Annotated in this window: 11 protein-coding genes and 1 pseudogene; 5 read left to right on the top strand and 7 right to left on the bottom strand. The window is 64.1% G+C overall.

Annotated features, from left to right (window positions below):
• Position 1: 1 nt before the first annotated feature.
• Both parC and HWY05_RS28190 read left to right on the top strand, forming a co-directional pair.
• A complete protein-coding gene (gene parC, locus HWY05_RS28185; RefSeq protein ID WP_035552056.1) occupies positions 2-2,326 on the top strand; it encodes a DNA topoisomerase IV subunit A in 2,325 nt (774 codons plus the stop codon).
• 174 nt (positions 2,327-2,500) lie between these two features.
• Positions 2,501-2,959: a CopD family protein gene (locus HWY05_RS28190; protein WP_035552051.1), complete on the top strand. Its 459-nt coding sequence runs from the start codon at positions 2,501-2,503 to the stop codon at positions 2,957-2,959.
• Positions 2,960-3,043: 84 nt separating this feature from the next.
• On the opposite strand, the gene HWY05_RS28195 is transcribed toward HWY05_RS28190, so the two are convergent.
• From HWY05_RS28195 to HWY05_RS28220, 6 genes are all read right to left on the bottom strand, one after another.
• The gene (locus HWY05_RS28195; protein ID WP_035562089.1) at positions 3,044-4,252 is read right to left on the bottom strand and encodes a chromate transporter; all 1,209 of its coding nucleotides are present in this window, start codon (positions 4,250-4,252) and stop codon (positions 3,044-3,046) included.
• A gap of 154 nt (positions 4,253-4,406) precedes the next feature.
• Entirely contained in the window at positions 4,407-6,773 is a 2,367-nt protein-coding gene (locus HWY05_RS28200) for an EAL domain-containing protein (RefSeq protein ID WP_176060413.1), read from the bottom strand.
• Between the two features lie 485 nt (positions 6,774-7,258).
• Positions 7,259-8,179, bottom strand: coding sequence for a PhzF family phenazine biosynthesis protein (locus HWY05_RS28205; RefSeq protein ID WP_176060414.1), 921 nt, complete (start codon positions 8,177-8,179; stop codon positions 7,259-7,261).
• Positions 8,180-8,325: 146 nt separating this feature from the next.
• Positions 8,326-8,790: a RidA family protein gene (locus HWY05_RS28210; protein WP_035552044.1), complete on the bottom strand. Its 465-nt coding sequence runs from the start codon at positions 8,788-8,790 to the stop codon at positions 8,326-8,328.
• A gap of 69 nt (positions 8,791-8,859) precedes the next feature.
• Positions 8,860-10,056 carry a PLP-dependent aminotransferase family protein gene (locus HWY05_RS28215; protein ID WP_035552042.1) on the bottom strand — a complete coding sequence of 399 codons (1,197 nt, stop codon included), beginning with the start codon at positions 10,054-10,056 and terminating at the stop codon, positions 8,860-8,862.
• 77 nt (positions 10,057-10,133) lie between these two features.
• The gene (locus HWY05_RS28220) at positions 10,134-10,823 is read right to left on the bottom strand and encodes a VOC family protein (protein WP_176060415.1); all 690 of its coding nucleotides are present in this window, start codon (positions 10,821-10,823) and stop codon (positions 10,134-10,136) included.
• A 358-nt stretch (positions 10,824-11,181) separates the two neighbouring features.
• On the opposite strand from HWY05_RS28220, the gene HWY05_RS28225 reads away from it, so the two are divergent.
• Both HWY05_RS28225 and htpG read left to right on the top strand, forming a co-directional pair.
• A complete protein-coding gene (locus HWY05_RS28225) occupies positions 11,182-12,636 on the top strand; it encodes a PLP-dependent aminotransferase family protein (RefSeq protein WP_035552038.1) in 1,455 nt (484 codons plus the stop codon).
• Between the two features lie 206 nt (positions 12,637-12,842).
• Positions 12,843-14,741, top strand: a complete 1,899-nt coding sequence (gene htpG / locus HWY05_RS28230; protein ID WP_035552036.1) for a molecular chaperone HtpG — start codon at positions 12,843-12,845, stop codon at positions 14,739-14,741.
• A 116-nt stretch (positions 14,742-14,857) separates the two neighbouring features.
• Here the strand turns inward: htpG and HWY05_RS28235 are convergent, their stop codons facing one another.
• Positions 14,858-15,127, bottom strand: coding sequence for a hypothetical protein (locus HWY05_RS28235; protein ID WP_035552033.1), 270 nt, complete (start codon positions 15,125-15,127; stop codon positions 14,858-14,860).
• Between the two features lie 302 nt (positions 15,128-15,429).
• Here HWY05_RS28235 and HWY05_RS28240 point away from each other — a divergent pair.
• Positions 15,430-16,767 (top strand): annotated as a pseudogene (locus tag HWY05_RS28240) (hypothetical protein); the annotation flags it as partial.
• Positions 16,768-16,782 lie beyond the last annotated feature (15 nt).

Consider the following 16,782-nt stretch of genomic DNA (forward strand, 5'->3'; position numbering starts at 1 on the left):
GATGGACGACGACAACACTCTCGACCTTTTCACCGCGCCGCCGCCCCCGGAGGGCGACTTTCTGACGCTCGGCAATTACGCGGAAGGCGCGTACCTCGAGTACGCGGTGAGCGTGGTCAAGGGCCGCGCGCTGCCGGACGTGTGCGACGGCCAGAAGCCGGTGCAGCGCCGCATCCTGTTCGCGATGAACGACATGGGCCTGTCCGACAATGCGAAGCCGGTCAAGTCCGCGCGCGTGGTCGGCGACGTGCTGGGTAAGTACCACCCGCACGGCGACCAGTCGGCGTACGACGCGCTGGTGCGTCTCGCGCAAGACTTCTCGATGCGCTACCCGCTGATCGACGGCCAGGGCAACTTCGGTTCGCGCGACGGCGACGGCGCAGCGGCCATGCGCTACACCGAAGCGCGCCTGACGCCGATCGCGAAGCTGCTGCTCGACGAGATCGACCAGGGCACGGTCGATTTCATGAAGAACTACGACGGCGAGTTCGACGAGCCGAGGCTGCTGCCCGCGCGTCTGCCGTTCGTGCTGCTCAACGGCGCATCGGGTATCGCGGTGGGTCTGGCCACGGAAATTCCGTCGCACAACCTGCGCGAAGTCGCGGGCGCCGCGGTCTCGATGATCCGCAACCCGAACCTGTCGCATGCCGAATTGATGCAACACATTCCGGGGCCGGACTTCCCGGGCGGCGGCCAGATCATTTCGAGCGAAGCGGAAATCGCCGCGGCCTACGAAACCGGTCGCGGCAGCCTGAAGGTACGCGCGCGCTGGAAGATCGAAGAACTCGCACGCGGCCAGTGGCAACTGGTGATCACGGAACTGCCGCCGAATACGGCCGCGCAGAAGGTGCTCGAGGAAATCGAAGAGCAGACCAACCCGAAGATCAAGCTCGGCAAGAAGACGCTCACGCCCGAACAGCTGCAGACCAAGCAGACCATGCTCGGGCTGCTCGACGCGGTGCGCGACGAATCCGGCCGCGATGCGCCGGTGCGTCTCGTGTTCGAGCCGAAGTCGAGCCGTATCGATCAGACCGATTTCGTCAACACGCTGCTCGCGCATACGAGCCTGGAATCGAACGCATCGCTGAATCTGGTGATGGTGGGTGGCGACGGCCGGCCGCGTCAGAAGGGCCTGCGCGAAATTCTGCAGGAGTGGATCGCGTTCCGCTTCGCGACCGTGACGCGCCGCACGCGTCATCGGCTGTCGAAGGTGAACGACCGGATTCACATCCTCGAAGGCCGGATGGTCGTCTTTCTGAATATCGACGAAGTCATCCGCATCATTCGCGAAGCGGACGAACCGAAGGTCGCGTTGATGGCCGCGTTCGGCTTGTCCGACCGGCAGACCGAAGACATTCTTGAAATCCGGCTGCGTCAGTTGGCGCGCCTCGAGAAGATCAAGATCGAGAAGGAACTGGCCGAACTGCGCGACGAAAAGGCCAAGCTCGAAGAACTGCTCGGCAGCGAATCGGCCATGAAGCGCCTGCTCATCAAGGAAATCGAGGGCGACGCGAAGCAATACGGCGACGAGCGCCGCACGCTGATCCAGCAGGAAAAGCGCGCTACCTTCGAAGCGCGGGTGGTCGACGAACCGGTCACGGTGGTGGTGTCGCAGAAGGGTTGGGTGCGTGCGCTGAAGGGCCACGGTCTCGACGCGGCGGGCTTCACGTTCAAGGCCGGCGACGGCCTCTACGCGGCGTTCCAGTGCCGCACGCCGGACACGCTGGTCGCGTGGGGCAGCAACGGTCGCGTCTATTCGGTGGCGGTCGCGCTACTGCCGGGCGGGCGTGGCGACGGCGTGCCGGTCACGTCGCTGATCGAACTCGAGTCGGGCAGTCATCTGATGCATTACTACGCGGCATCCGCGGATCAGGCCTTGCTGCTCGCGTCGAGCAACGGCTTTGGCTTTGTCGCCAAGGTCGGCGACATGGTGAGCCGCGTGAAGGCGGGCAAGTCGTTCATGACGATCGACGCCGGCGCCGCACCGCTCGCGCCGATGCCGATGCTGCCGGATGCCACGCACATTGCCTGTCTGTCGTCGGGCGGCCGTTTGCTGGTGTTCGGCCTCGACGAGATGAAGACGCTGTCGGGCGGTGGCCGCGGCGTCACGCTGATGGGGCTCGACGATAACGAAACGCTGGTGCAGGCGCTGTCGGTCAATCACGCGGGCGTGATCCTGATCGGCACGCGGCGCGGTGGCCGCGTCGACGAAGAAAAGCTCGGCCCCGCCGCGCTCGCGCCGCACGTCGGCAAACGGGCGCGCAAGGGACGCACGCCCGAGAGCAAGATGAAGCTCGATGGTATGCGTCCGGTGCCGGCTGCTTAACAAAGCTTGACGTTCGAGCGCGGCGAGCCTCTGCTAGCATGCGGGGCGCTCGCCGCGGGGAAAAGCCTCACGCGTCAGGAACTGCACGCACAGCGCGCGGTCGAATGCGCTCAATAGCCGCCGCAAATATTATTCGTCATAAGCGGCATGGCGTCGTCGGGAGAGGAAAACAACATGAACAAAGCTATCGAACTCGCACTCTTTCTCCATCTGCTCGCGGTCGCGGTGTGGGTGGGTGGGATGATCTTCGCGCATTTCTGTCTGCGCCCGGCCATTGCCGATTTATCGCCGCAATTACGCCTGCCTTTGTGGGAATCGGTGTTTAGCCGTTTCTTCAATTGGGTCGCGGCGGCGGTGCTGGTGATTCTGATCACCGGCGGATTCCTGCTGATGCAATTCGGCGGCGGTCACGCCACGTGGCCGTTGCATGCCATGGCCGGCCTCGGCATCGTGATGATGCTGATCTTCGGGCATATCCGGTTTGCGGTGTTCCCGCGCATTCGGCGTGCGGTGCAGGCGCAGAAATGGCCGGACGGCGCGCAAGCGGTCGGTACGATCCGGCGTCTGGTGCTGATCAATATCGTGCTTGGCGTGGTGACGATCGGTGTCGCCGTGCTGTCGCGCGGATTCTGATGTTGCAGGCCTGAAGCAGGACCGCTGCGTGGCAAGGCTGCCGCGCAGCCTGGGCGGCGCTACGAATGCGCACGGCAAGCGGGTCTATGGCAGCGCCCCATACGCAAGCCACAACCCGCACACCACTGCCACCGTCCCGTACACCACGTAGACCGGCACCTTCAACTTTACGAAGCACATGCCGGAAAACAGCGCGGTGATCAGATACGCTGGTTTGAACGGCACATGCCCGGCAATGCGCAGCACCGCCACCGCAAGAAACGCGGTGGTCACTGCGCGCAGCATCCGCATGCCGTGCTCGAAGCGCGGATTCGCCTTCAGTTGATGAAGATGCCGCTGCGCCAGCACGACGAGGCAGCCCGACGGCACGAATAACGCGAGCGTGGCGATCAGCGCGCCCACCCAGCCATCCACCAGATAGCCGAAAAACGGCACCACGTTCAGCAGCGGACCCGGCGACAGCGGCGACAAAGAAAACGCCAGCGTGAAGTCATTGTCCGATACGCCGATCGCCGGGGTGACGAACAGCGTCTTCAAAACCGGCAGCGCGGAGAAGCCGCCGCCGAACAAGGTCATCCCGGCGCCCGCCAGACGCGGCCACAGCAGCGCGAGTTCATAGCGGGTCGGCAATGGCACCGCGAACAGCACCAGCAGCACGCACAGCGCGATCAGCAGATGCCGGTCGCCGCGTCCGAACGACACGACAAGCCGCGTATTGCGAATCGGGCTGATCACCCAGCCCGCGCCGAAGGCTGCACCGAGCATCGCCACATAAGCAGCGGGACTGCGCGCATAGAAAAGCGCCACGCAGCCGAGCGCCGCCGCGATCCATTCGAGCTTGCCGCGCAGCAGCGCGCGCGCCTGCTTATACCAGGTGACGGCGATCAACGTGGCCAGCACGACACTGAAGTGATTCAACAAGGTTTGCGACGCGGCGGCGCGCACGAACGGGGTGCGGTAGAAGATCGCGAACAGCGTCATCAGCATGAAGAAGGGCAGCACGCTGGCGACGCCCGCGATCCACGCGCCGGCGCGTCCGCGCAGCGCATGCCCCACCTGCACGGCGACATTGCAGCCCACGGGACCGGGCACCATCCACGCGAGCGCGATCAGATCGGAGAAGGCGATGCGTGACAGCCGCCCTTCGCGTTCGACGTAGTGGTTTTCGAGTTGCGCCATCAGCGCGAGGCCGCCCCATGACAGTGCCGACAGGCCGAATACGACCCGGAATAGCGTCCATAGTGGTTCTCGTGCGCCTCGTCGGGCGGCATCCTGGCTCGTGATCGTCTGCATGGCGCCGCGGGCGACCGGCACGCGGCGCGCCCACCCTCCGGGATCATTGTGATAGGGTGGCGCGGCCGGTGGCGGGCATCGCGCTGTGATGCGGTACTGCGTGAATGTAGCCGGTTTTAGGCGGCCGTGGTGAGGCCATTGCGCGCCATCAGGCTCAGGGATTGGCGCTGGCGCTCGTGCTGGAGATGATGGTGGCGTTGTCCGCTTCATGCGTGGTGCGACGGCCAGCCATGCCGCATACGCCGAAGCGTTCCAGCAGCGCGGGGATGGCCTCCACCGGCACGGGCCGCGAGAACAGGAAGCCTTGCGCCTCGATATGGCCGAGCGCGGCGAGCCACGCGATCTGCTCTTCGGTCTCGGTGCCTTCAACCACCACGGTGAGCCCGAGCGAGCGCGCGAGGTTGACGATCGCGGTGACCATCACGCAGACGCTGCGGTCGCCGGGAATGGCCTGGATGAACGAGCGGTCCACCTTCAGCGTATCCACCGAGAAGCGGTTCAGATAGGACAGCGACGAATAGCCGGTGCCGAAATCGTCGAGCGCGACGCGCACGCCGAGACGCTTCAACGCGAAGATCTTCTCGGAGACGAGTTCGGGATATTCCATCATCGCCGTTTCGGTGATTTCGAGTTCGAGGCGGCGCGCGGAGATGCCGCTTTCCTCGATGGCGTGCGAGATGGTTTCATACAGGTCGCCGCGCCAGAACTGCACCGCCGAAATGTTCACCGCGAGCGATAGCGTGTCGTAGCCCTGTTGCTGCCACAACGCGAGTTGCCGGCAGGCAGTCTCGATCACGAAGTCGCCGATCGGCACGATCAGGCCGGTCGATTCGGCGACCGGAATGAATTCGTTCGCCGGAATCAAACCGTGCTGCGGATGGTTCCAGCGCACCAGCGCCTCGAAGCCGGTGATGCAGCGGCGTGTCAGGTCGATCTTCGGCTGATAGGCGAGAAACAGTTGACCTTCGGTCAGCGCCACGCGCAGTTGCTGTTCCCACTTCATCAAATGATCGGCGCGGTGCGACAGTTGCGGCGAATAGAACTGGTAGCAGTTCTTGCCGGCATCTTTGGCGCTGTACATCGCGAGGTCGGCTTTTTTCAGCAGGTCGATCTCGCTTTCGTTCGCGACCGAATACAGCGCAATGCCAATGCTCGCATGCAGCACGAAAGAACTGCCGCGCACTTCGAACGGTTTGGCGAACACGTCCGCCGCCGCTTCGGCGAGCGCGACCGCCTGCTTCTCGACGTCGTCGCCCTTGAGTACGACAACGAACTCGTCGCCGCCGATGCGGCTCAACGCGCCGCTCTCACCGACAGCGGTAGCGAGGCGCGACGCGGTCATCTGCAGCACGATGTCGCCGGCGTTGTGGCCGAGCGTGTCGTTGACGGTCTTGAAGTTGTCGAGGTCAATAAACAGAATCGCGAGACAGCCGAGGTTGGCCGGCTGCGTGACGTCATGACGCAGGCTCTGCAGCGTCGCGTAGCGATTGCGCAGACCGGTGAGCAGATCGTATTCGACCAGATGCGTCATCTCGCGCTCGCGGCCGAGCAGTTTGCCGATCAGTCCTGTAGCCACCGCGAAGAAGCTCAGCATGGCGAGCGAGATGAAACCCGCCATCAGCAGATAGACGTTGCGCGTGTGGTTGTAGTCGGCGAATTCCTCGGCTTGCGACAGACCCACCAGCACGCCGAGCGGATAGCCGTCGATATGCCGGTACGACACGATGCGCGTGACATTGTCGATCGAATCGATGTAGGTGCCCGACACGTGTTCCGAGGTCGGGTAGGTGCCGCTCGCCGAGAACGTGCCGTTGGCGCTGTCGGCGCTGCCGGTGCGCCGCGCGAGCACGGTGCCGTTGTCCGAGATCACCGCGATCACGCCTTCGCGGCCGATCGCTGCATTGTTATAAAAGTCGCTGGTGAAATAGCTGGGATCTTCCGACACCACCACGACGCCTGCGAACGAACCGTCCGGATGATTCAGACGCCGCGTCATCTGCAAGGTCCAGTGGCCGGACACGCGGCCGAGCACCGGCTTGCTGATATACAACTGGTCGTCGTTCTCGTGCTCGTGAACCTTGAAGTGTTCGCGGTCGGACAGATCGATGTGTTTTGGATTGAGTTCGGCCGTATTGGCGATCAACGTGCCGTGTTCGTCGATCAACGACACCTGCACCAGCGTCTCGCTCTGCACCACGCCTTTTTCGACCGTGCTGGCGAGATCGAAATGCCCAGGGGTTTTCTCGAACTCGTATTTGACGAAGCGGGTGATCTGGTCGACCTGGTGAATCGCCTTGACCGTGTGCTGCTCCAGCGCCGCGGAGAGTATCGCGGCAGAGGCCATGGCCTCGCGATTGGTGGCTTCTTTCTCGACCGACAGACGCGCGAAGATCACGGTCCATAGCAGGATCAGCACCAACACGCCGAGCGCCGGAATCGCGAGCAGGGCTCGACGGCGCGACAGGGCGGGGTCGCGGCGGGGTTGGGCTTCGCGCTGGTCGGAGAAGCGTGACTTGCTCATCGGCGAGTCCGTGCGCGGGTTCCGGCCGGTTGCAAACGAGCGAGCGTCGACTGCGCTGATTTCATGGTTGGCTGCATCGTGACCAGGGTGCCGGAACTGCTGCGCAGGAGGAGGGAGCGTGGTGTCGTGCCCAACCGTCCGCACGTTATCAGGCACCTTTCGATATTACTTAATGCCACTGCATTAAGGAAGGGGCCGCGCATCGGGTATACGCGGGCGCAGCAAACGGCGCTGCCCGGCTGAATTTCTGGCCGCTTCGGCCGGTGCTGGGGCCGCGGCCCGGTGGTCGTTTTCGAATGTTTCATCGGGAGTCGCGGTGCGGCGTTCAGGTGTGCCAGGCCTTTCGCAATGCAAAAAGCATTAATTGGGCAGAGTCTGCGGCGCTTTGTGGTTTAGCGTGGCTGAGTGGGGCAAATCGCGTCCGTTATTGCGTGGCGAGGACACGGACACGCTGGCCAACACTGGGCAGGCAAAGAGCGTGCCGTTCATGGCAGGCGGAACGTGCCGTCGACGATCGTCACCGAGGCGCCGCCGATCCACGTCTTGCCGTGTGCGTCGTCGTAGTGCACCGACACCTGGCCCGCACGACCGAGCACGGTGCCTTGACGAGCCGTATAACGCTCGCCCGGGCGACGCTGCTGCGTGCTTAACAAACCGGCGAGCGCCGCATTGGCGCTGCCGGTGACCGGGTCTTCACCGGTGCCGAAGCGATCGCCGGCCATCAGGCAGCGGACTTCGAATGTGGCCGGGCCGCCGGCTTCATGCGGACCGTAGACAGCGAGGCCAATGGCATCGACCGACTGCACGAGTTTGGCGAGTGCGCTCCCATCGGGATCGAGCGCGAGGCAGTCTTGCGCCGAATTAACGCGCACCACCAGCCACGGTGCACCATTGTCGACCGCGCAGGGCACGGCGCTGAAATCGATCGCGTCGCTACGCAAAGCCGTAGACAGTTCGGTATAGCGATCCGCGCCGAGCGGTGTGACGCGAGCGGGCGGCGCGGCGAAAGCCCACGCGTGTTGTTCGGTGTTGGCCGCGCCTTCTGCGCTAGTCGCTTCCGGCAACGCCTTGAGTTCGACGAGACCCACGCCGCATTGCTGGACGAGGCGGCCGGCCTGCTTCGGCTGATAGCCGCTTTCGAGCAGCGCATGCGCGGTGCCGAGCGTCGGGTGACCCGCGAACGGCAACTCGCCCTCGATCGTGAAGATGCGCACGCGATAGTCGGCGGCCGGGTCGGTCGGCTTCAGCAGAAAGGTGGTTTCGGACAGATGGGTCCAGCGCGCGATCGCCTGCATCTGATCCGCATCGAGCGTATCGGCGTCGAACACCACGGCAAGCGGATTGCCTTTGAACGGCACCGACGTGAACACGTCGACTTGTTTGAAACGAACAGTGTTGGCGAGCATCGTGCGCGGTCCGGCGAATCGTGCGAGTGAATCGGGTTCGCGGATTCTATCCGGTGCTGACGCAACGAGCCACCTCGCCGCAAAAAGCAGAACGCGCCGCGAGGTGCTGAGACCTCGCGACGCGTTCTGGTTACCGTTACGCAGCCTTACTCGACTTCGGCAATCATCTCGATCTCGACGCACGCGCCGAGCGGAATCTGCGCAACGCCGAACGCAGAGCGCGCATGCTTGCCGCGCTCGCCGAACACGTCGGCGACCAGTTCGGACGCGCCGTTGGTGACCAGATGCTGTTCGGTGAATTCGAGCGTCGAGTTGACGAGGCTCATCAGCTTGACGATGCGCGTGACGCGGTTCAGATCGCCGACGTGCGTGTGCAACGTAGCGAGCAGGTCGATAGCGATGGAACGCGCCGCGGCCTTGCCTTCTTCCGTCGTGAGGTTGGCGCCGAGCTTGCCGGTCCACACCTTGCCGTCTTTCTTCGCGATATGACCCGACAGGTACACCGTGTTACCGCTTTGCGCGCTCATTACATAAGCGGCGGCCGGCGCACCGGCGGTCGGCAGTTCGATGCCCAGTTCCTTGAGCTTGTCGTACACATTGGTTTGAGCCATGTTGCGTCCTTGGTCAGTGATGGAATTCGGTGAGGCGTGCTGGGCGCTATGCGCGCAAGCAGGCTGCGTTTAAATCTTCGCGCGGATCAGTGCACCGAGACGCGCCATGCCTTCGTCGATCTTGGCCGGCGGCACCGTGACGAACGACAGACGCAGCGTGTTGTGTTGCGCCTCGTTCGCGAAGAACGGTCCGCCCGGCACGAACGCGACATTTTGCGCGACGGCTTCTTCGAGCAGTTTCATGCTGTCGATCTGCGCGGGCAGATCGACCCACACGAACATGCCGCCTTCCGGACGGTTCCAGCTCACGCCTTCGGGCATATAGCGTTCGAGCGCGGCCAGCATGGCTTCGCACTGATTGCGATACAGCTCGCGGATGGTCGGCACGTGTGTGTCGAGGAAACCGTCCTTGATCACTTCGTACACGATGCGCTGCGTGAAGCTCGGCGTGTGCAAGTCGGTGGCCTGCTTGGCCTGCACCAGTTTGAAGATGAGTTCTTCGGGCGCGATGATGTAGCCGACCCGCAGGCCCGGCGCCAGCACCTTCGAGAACGAACCGAGGTGGACAATATGGTCCGGCGCCATGGAGAGCATGGTGGGCAACGGCTCGCCGGCGTAGTCGAGCGCGCCGTACGGGTCGTCTTCGATCACCGGGAACGGTGCGGTCTTCGCGAACTCGGCGAGCGCGCGGCGGCGCTCGACCGGCAGACGGCGGCCGGTCGGATTCTGGAAATTCGGTTGCGCGTACAACAGGCGCGCGCCGGCCGTCAGCTCGGGCGTGAGGGCTTCGGGAATCAGGCCTTGTTCGTCGGTCGGCATTTGAACGTAGCGCGGCTCGTACATCGAGAACGATTGCAGCGCGCCGAGGTACGTGGGCGTTTCGACCAGCACCGGGCTGTCCGGACAGATCAGCACTTTGCCGAGCAGGTCGAGCGCCTGTTGCGAACCGGTGGTGATCAGTACCTGGCTGGGACGGATCTGCGCGCCGTTCACCGAATAGCGCTTCGCCACCCATTCACGCAGCGGCAGATAGCCTTCGGTCGCGCTGTATTGCAGCGCCGCGGCGGGCGAGTCGCGCAGAATGCGGTCCGATGCTTCGCGCATGCGTTCAGCCGGGAAGGTGGCCGGCGAGGGCAGGCCGCCCGCGAACGAAATGACTTCGGGCCGTTCCGTGACTTTCAGAATCTCGCGAATCGCCGAGCTCGTGAGCTTGCGTGCGCGTTCGGATAGTTGCCACGTGGGGGCTTTCAAGTCGCTTTGGTCCATGGTCTTCCTCTGCTGGTATTGGTGGAACCGGTCAAAACTTCAATTATCGCGCGAGTCGGCGACCCGCGCGCGCTGCTTTAATTAAGGGTCCGTAGACCGTCGGGCGTATCGAACTCGGCGACGAGCGCCGCGGCGCCCTCGGTCGGCTGCAATGCGATCAGATGCGCGGCGCCGAGCCATTGCAACTGCGCCGCGATGGCGTCGGCTTGCGGATGCGCGCCTTTCAAGGCTTTCAGCGCAATGCCCGAGTCCGGCAGGAACGCGGATGGATGGTGCGCCGAGTCCCACTGAATCAGCGAGGGCAGCACACCGTCGCCAACGCCTTGCCAACTGGGGAATGCGCCGTCGTCGAGGACTGACAGGCCCCATGTGAAATCGCCGCGTGTCATCGGCACGATCGGTGCGATGCGCTGCGGATACTGCGTTTGCCACGCCGACAGCCGCTTCGGCCGGTCGACCCGCGCGACCCAGTGCGACAGATACGGGCCGTTTTCGAGCCGCGCCTGGATGGCCGGATCGTCGAGCGCGAACAGGCGGGCGCGCGGCGCATTGCCGTCGGCCGGTGCGGCTGCCTGCGGATCGATCGCGATCACTTCCAGATACACGCCGCCCCACAGGTTCAGCAGACGGTTGTGGGTCCGCATCAGCGGATGCGCGCCGCCGCCGGCCGGGGCGACGCCAAGCGTATCGGCGACATACTGCGTGCCCTCGTCGAGGGTACGGGCGGAAATCACGAGGTGGTCGAGACGAAGCGTATGGGCGGTCATGACGGATCGGGAAACGGAAAACGGGTTGTCTGCGGCCGGCCGGCGCGCGCCAGGGTGGGCGGCTGCGCTGCCGGGGCCGTAAGCATAACCGTTTGCCGGATCGGCGGGCCATGCGCGGGGTGTTTTCGGCGGGTCTTGCCGGATCGCTGGCGGCCGGTGGGACGTTCGTCCCGTCGCGGCCGGTGGGACGTTCGTCCCGTCGCGGCCGGGTCGCGTTGTCCCGTTGCTTCTCTCAAAATGTAGCGGCGACGACCGGCACAGTAACGGTACAATCGATTCGATACTTTCCAGTACGCCTGTACGACGTCCTGAGCGACGTCCCGTACGACGTCCGCTCGGGGAACAGTTGGAGCCTGTCATGTCCGTCCCGCTTGCCCAGATTCCCACGCCGCACGACACCACCTCGATGACGCTGGTCGAGCAACTCGTGCAGTGGGCCCGCCGCCGCATCGAGGAACGCGTGTTTCGTCCCGGCATGCGCATGCCGTCAATCCGCAAGCTCGCGCTGGACAAAGGCGTGTCGCGCTTCACGGTGGTCGAGGCCTACGAGCGGCTGGTCGCGCAAGGCTATCTGGAGTCGCGGCGCGGTTCCGGCTTTTATGTGCGCGAGCGTCTGAGCGGCGTGGCGCTGGTCGAGACGCGCGCGCCGAGCATCGCGACGCCCGAGCCGGCCGCGCTCGACGTGGTCTGGCTGCTGCGCAACATGCTGCATACCGGCGCGCGCTCGGAGCGCAGTCCGGGTCTCGGTTATCTGCCGGTGCGCTGGCTCGACGGCGACCTGATCACCAATGCGTTACGCACGCTCGGCCGGCAAAGCGGCGCGCAGATGCTCGGCATCGGCACGCCACAGGGCTTTCTGCCGCTGCGCCAGCAGTTGCAGACGCGGCTCGAGGAGCTGGAAATCGGCGCCTCGCCGGACCAGATCGTGATGGTGTCCGGCGTCACGCAGGCCATCGACCTGATCTCGCGCATCTACGTGAAACCGGGCGATGCGGTGATCGTCGGCGATCCGGCGTGGTTTCAGATGTTCGGGCGCTTCGTGTCGCAGGGCGCGCGGCTGGTCGGCATGCCGTACACGCCGGACGGCCCGGACCTCGACGCGCTCGAAGCGCTGGTCGAGACGTGGCGGCCCAAGATGCTGGTGATCAACTCGGTGCTGCAGAACCCGACCGGCACGTCGCTGACGGCGGCCCAGGCGTTCCGCATTCTGCGGCTCGCCGAGGCCTACGACTTCATCGTCGTCGAGGACGATATTTACGGCGACCTGTGTCCGCCAAGCTATCCGGGCACGCGGCTCGCGAGCCTCGATCAGTTGAAGCGGGTGATCTACCTCGGCAGCTTTTCGAAGACGCTCGCGCCGAATCTGCGCGTCGGCTTTATTGCGTGCGCGCCGGACGTGGCGCGGGCGGTCAGCGATCAGAAGATGCTGGTCGGCATGACCAGCCCGGAACTGAACGAGCGCGTGCTGTACAAGATTCTGACCGAGGGCCATTACCGGCGGCATGTCGAGCGGCTGCGCGTGCGGCTCGACGGCGTGCGCGAAAAATCCGTGCGGATGCTGGAAAAGACCGGCCTGAAGCTGTTCCTGACGCCCGCGGCCGGCATGTTCCTGTGGGCCGATACCGGCGTCGACGCCGGCGCGTTGGCCGCCGCCGGTCACGAAGCCGGCTTTCTGCTGACGCCCGGCAGCCTGTTCTCGCCGCAGCAGTCGCCGACCACCTGGATGCGCTTCAATATCGCCAACTGCGGCGATCCGGAACTGGCGACGTTTCTGTCCCGCTATCTTGACGGAGTCGCACGCCGCGCCTCTTGAAACCGCGCGAGCTTGCCCCAAAATACGCGGGCAATCCGGTAGCCGCCCGGTAGCCGCCGAATTGACGCACCGACGGACCGACTCGGCGCACCGACCGCCGGCGCTGCGCGGCCAGTTGCAAAGGCCGCACAGCCCGCACCGGCCGCGCCAGGCGTCCCGCTTTACCCTGATTTGAATCCCATTCGCAACAGAGAGGAAGTCCGACCATGGCACAAGAAACCATGAGCTTTCAGGCAGAAGTGAAACAGCTTCTGCACCTGATGATCCATTCGCTGTACAGCAACAAGGAAATTTTCCTGCGCGAGCTGATTTCGAACGCGTCCGACGCGGCCGACAAGCTGCGCTTCGAAGCGATCGAAAACAGCGCGTTGTACGAAGGCGATTCGAATCTGCGGATTCGCGTGGCGTTCGACAAGGCCGCCCGCACCGTCACGATCGACGACAACGGCATCGGCATGAGCCGCGACGAAGCGATCGCCAACCTCGGCACGATCGCCCGCTCGGGCACCAAGGAATTCTTCGGCAAGCTTTCCGGCGACCAGCAGAAAGACGCGGCGCTGATCGGCCAGTTCGGCGTGGGCTTTTATTCGGGCTTTATCGTCGCCGATAAGATCACGGTCGAAACGCGCCGTGCCGGTTTGCCGGCGTCGGACGCGGTGCGCTGGGAAAGCGCGGGCGAGGGCGATTTCGCGGTCGAGAGCATCGAGCGCGCCGCGCGCGGCACGACCATCACGCTGCATCTGCGTGCCGAAGAAGACGAGCTGCTGTCGTCGCATCGTCTGAAGGCGATCATTCAGAAGTACTCGGACCACGTTGCGCTGCCGATCCTGATGCACAAGGAAGAGTGGGACGCGGAAAAGAGCGAGATGGTCACGAAAGACGAAGACGAGACCGTCAATCAGGCCAGCGCGCTGTGGACCCGTTCGAAGAACGAGATCACCGAAGAGCAGTACAAGCAGTTCTATCAGCACCTCGCGCATGACCATCAGGACCCGCTGATCTGGACGCATAACCGCGTCGAGGGCCGCAGCGAGTACACGCAACTGCTGTACGTGCCGACCCACGCGCCGTTCGACATGTTCAACCGCGACAACCGCGGCGGGCTGAAGCTGTACGTGAAGCGCGTGTTCATCATGGACGAAGCCGAGCAACTGCTGCCGGGCTATCTGCGCTTCGTGAAGGGCGTGGTCGATTCGAGCGATCTGCCGCTGAACGTGTCGCGCGAAATCCTGCAGGAAAGCCGCGACGTCAAGACGATTCGCGAAGGCGTGATCAAGCGTTCGCTGTCCATGCTCGAAGAGCTGGCCAATTCGGAAGACGAAGCCGAGCGCGCCAAGTACGCCGGTTTCTGGAAAGAATTCGGCCAGGTGCTGAAGGAAGGCATCGGCGAAGACTTCGCCAATCGCGAGCGGATCGCGAAGCTCGTGCGCTTTGCGTCGACGCATACGGACACGGCGGAGCAGACCGTTTCGCTGGCGGACTACGTCGCGCGAATGAAACCCGAGCAAACCAAGATCTACTACGTGACCGCCGATACCTGGCTGGCCGCGACCCACAGCCCGCATCTCGAAGTGTTCCGCAAGAAGGGCGTGGAAGTGCTGCTGCTGACCGATCGCGTCGACGAATGGATGCTGTCGTTCCTGAACGAATTCGACGGCAAGCCGCTGCAAAGCGTGGCGCGCGGCGATCTCGATCTGGGCGCGCTGAACGATGAAGAAAAGCAGGCGCAGGAGAAGGTCGGCGAAGAGTTCAAGCCGCTCGTCGAGAAGATGAAGGAAGCGCTGAAGGACAAGGCGAAAGACGTGCGTCTCACGTTCCGCCTGACCGATTCGCCGTCCTGCCTCGTGGCCGACGACGGTGAAATGAGCGGTTATCTGCAACGCATGCTGAAGGCCGCAGGCCAGGACGCGCCGTCGTTCCATCCGATTCTCGAAGTGAATCCGGAACACGCGCTGGTGAAGGGCTTGCACGCGGACAGCGCGAACTTCGACGACTGGTGCCACCTGCTGTTCGATCAGGCCATGCTGGCCGAAGGTGGATCGCTGGAAGATCCGGCGAGCTTCGTGAAGCGCACCAACGCGTTGTTGCTGGCGCGTGCGCAGTGAGTGCGATGTAACTGGCGTCTAGTTGACGCTGGGAGTTGAAAAATGCGCTGCCTTTTGGCAGCGCATTTTTTTTGGCAGCGCCTGAGCTGCGGCGTGAGCCTTTGTAAGCGCGAGACTTAGCGGGCCGGAACCGGGCCGTTCAAATGCGTGACCTGCGAGAGCACGCAGCCGGCCAGTTCCTTGGCTTCCTGGCAGGACGCATGGTCGGCCAGTACCTTTGCCGCCAGACTGCCGATCTTCTGGCTAGTCTGCTTGGACGTGTGATGCTGCGCGAGCGCCGAGCCGGCGAGTTCCTTCTCCATGAACGTAACCGACGAACGCCGCAAAACCAGCGCGGCCAGATGAGCGATTCGGTCAGACGTTTCTTTCGTGTTGACAGTATTCAAGGGTGACTCCTGGCGTGTTAGTTATCGATTATGTCGGCCGCACAGGCATGGCCTGTTTGGTCGACTCGAATAAGTATGGGTAACTAACTAAACATAATCAACGACCATAAATTGAGATTGGTTTATGAGACGTAATCACGGGGGATTGTCTTATTCTTCCGCATTCTAAATTCGGATGCCTGAAGGATTTATCGCAATCTTCTAGGTCGCATTTGCGCCGGATCTTATTCAACGAGGACGCGTTCGCGCGTCGCGACTTTCTGTGAATTCCCATGCACGATTCCGCCCTGGCAACCTCCTCCGCGCAGACCGAGCGCCGCGCGACGCTCGCGCGAGCCTACGCGCTAAACCCTGAGCTGGACCCCGCGCTCCCGTTGCAACTCGCGCTGGCCTTCCGCGAGATTTGCGCCTGGCCGACGGTTGAACGCATCTGCCGCGAGCGCCTCGCGCGCAATCCCGCGGATGCGGAAATGGCCTGGCAACTCAGTCACGCGCAGTGGCAAAGCAACGACGCGGCCGCCGCGGAGGCCACCATGCGCGCCGTCGATCGCGCCGCGCCCGGCAATCCGCATGTGTCGGCGGCGATCGGCATGTATCTGGCCGAGCAGGCGTGTTATGACGCCAGCGAAGCGGCGTTGCGAGCGGCGCTGGCGCTCGACCCGTCGACGGTCGAGGCGGCCGTCGATCTGGCCGATCTGGAATTGCGACGCGGCGCGTGGACGAGCGGATGGCCGCGCTTCGAGGCGCGGCTCGCACGCGCCGACCGTGAACCCAACAACATCGTCACCGTGATGGCCGCGCTGTGTCCGCGTTGGTGGGGTGAATCGCTGGCGGGCAAAACGCTCGTCGTGCATAGCGAGCAGGGTAGCGGCGACGATATCCAGATGGTCCGTTTCGTCCCGCGAATGGCCGCACGCGTGCACGCCGAAGGCGGCCGCCTGGTGCTGGCCGTGCGGCGCGCCTTGCAACCGCTGTTCGTACGTTTTTACGCGGATTGCGTGTCGATCGAGGACGGCCCGCTCGGCACGCCCGACTACGGCTTGCCGATGATGAGCTTGCCGCTCGCGCTCGATCTGCGGCCGGACGAACTACGCGGCGCACCGTATCTGCACGCCGATGTCGTGAAGATGGCCGCATGGCGCGAGCGGCTTCACGCCTGCGCGCCGGATGCGAAGCGTCACGTCGGTCTGGTGTGGTCCGGCAGTCCGACGCATCGGCGCGATGCGAAGCGGTCGATTCCGCTTGCCGCGCTTGCTCCGCTGCTGACGCTGCCGGATGTCGTGTTTTACCCGCTCACGCCTGGCCGTCACGAAGACGCGGCGGCGCTGCTCGCGCAAGGCTATCGCGTGTGCGATCTGACGGCGGCCTATGAAAGCGGCTTCGACGACGTGGCGGCGCATCTCGGCGTGCTCGATGCGCTGGTGACGATCGACAGCGCGCCGTTGCACCTGGGCGGCGCGCTCGGTTGCCCGGTGTTCGCGATGCTCGACCATGTGTCGCACTGGTCGTGGGGCAGCGAGGAGACGCAGTCCTGGTACGACTCGATCGAACTGTTCAGGCAGCCACAGCCGGCGGACTGGGCGCCGGTGGTCGAGCGGGTCAAAAACCGCTTGCAGGCGATGCCGGCCCGCAACCGGTGAGTGTGGCGCAAAGTT

The sequence above is a fragment of the Paraburkholderia sp. BCC1876 genome, assembly GCF_902833695.1.
Taxonomy (GTDB): Bacteria; Pseudomonadota; Gammaproteobacteria; order Burkholderiales; family Burkholderiaceae; genus Paraburkholderia.

What these genes read in the sequence shown, in the direction of transcription:
- htpG (WP_035552036.1), top strand. Translation starts at nt 12,843, where the DNA reads ATGGCACAAGAAACCATGAGCTTTCAGGCAGAAGTGAAACAGCTTCTG.
- HWY05_RS28215 (WP_035552042.1), bottom strand. Translation starts at nt 10,056, where the DNA reads ATGGACCAAAGCGACTTGAAAGCCCCCACGTGGCAACTATCCGAACGC.
- parC (WP_035552056.1), top strand. Translation starts at nt 2, where the DNA reads ATGGACGACGACAACACTCTCGACCTTTTCACCGCGCCGCCGCCCCCG.
- HWY05_RS28200 (WP_176060413.1), bottom strand. Translation starts at nt 6,773, where the DNA reads ATGAGCAAGTCACGCTTCTCCGACCAGCGCGAAGCCCAACCCCGCCGC.
- HWY05_RS28210 (WP_035552044.1), bottom strand. Translation starts at nt 8,790, where the DNA reads ATGGCTCAAACCAATGTGTACGACAAGCTCAAGGAACTGGGCATCGAA.
- HWY05_RS28190 (WP_035552051.1), top strand. Translation starts at nt 2,501, where the DNA reads ATGAACAAAGCTATCGAACTCGCACTCTTTCTCCATCTGCTCGCGGTC.
- HWY05_RS28205 (WP_176060414.1), bottom strand. Translation starts at nt 8,179, where the DNA reads ATGCTCGCCAACACTGTTCGTTTCAAACAAGTCGACGTGTTCACGTCG.
- HWY05_RS28220 (WP_176060415.1), bottom strand. Translation starts at nt 10,823, where the DNA reads ATGACCGCCCATACGCTTCGTCTCGACCACCTCGTGATTTCCGCCCGT.
- HWY05_RS28195 (WP_035562089.1), bottom strand. Translation starts at nt 4,252, where the DNA reads ATGCAGACGATCACGAGCCAGGATGCCGCCCGACGAGGCGCACGAGAA.
- HWY05_RS28225 (WP_035552038.1), top strand. Translation starts at nt 11,182, where the DNA reads ATGTCCGTCCCGCTTGCCCAGATTCCCACGCCGCACGACACCACCTCG.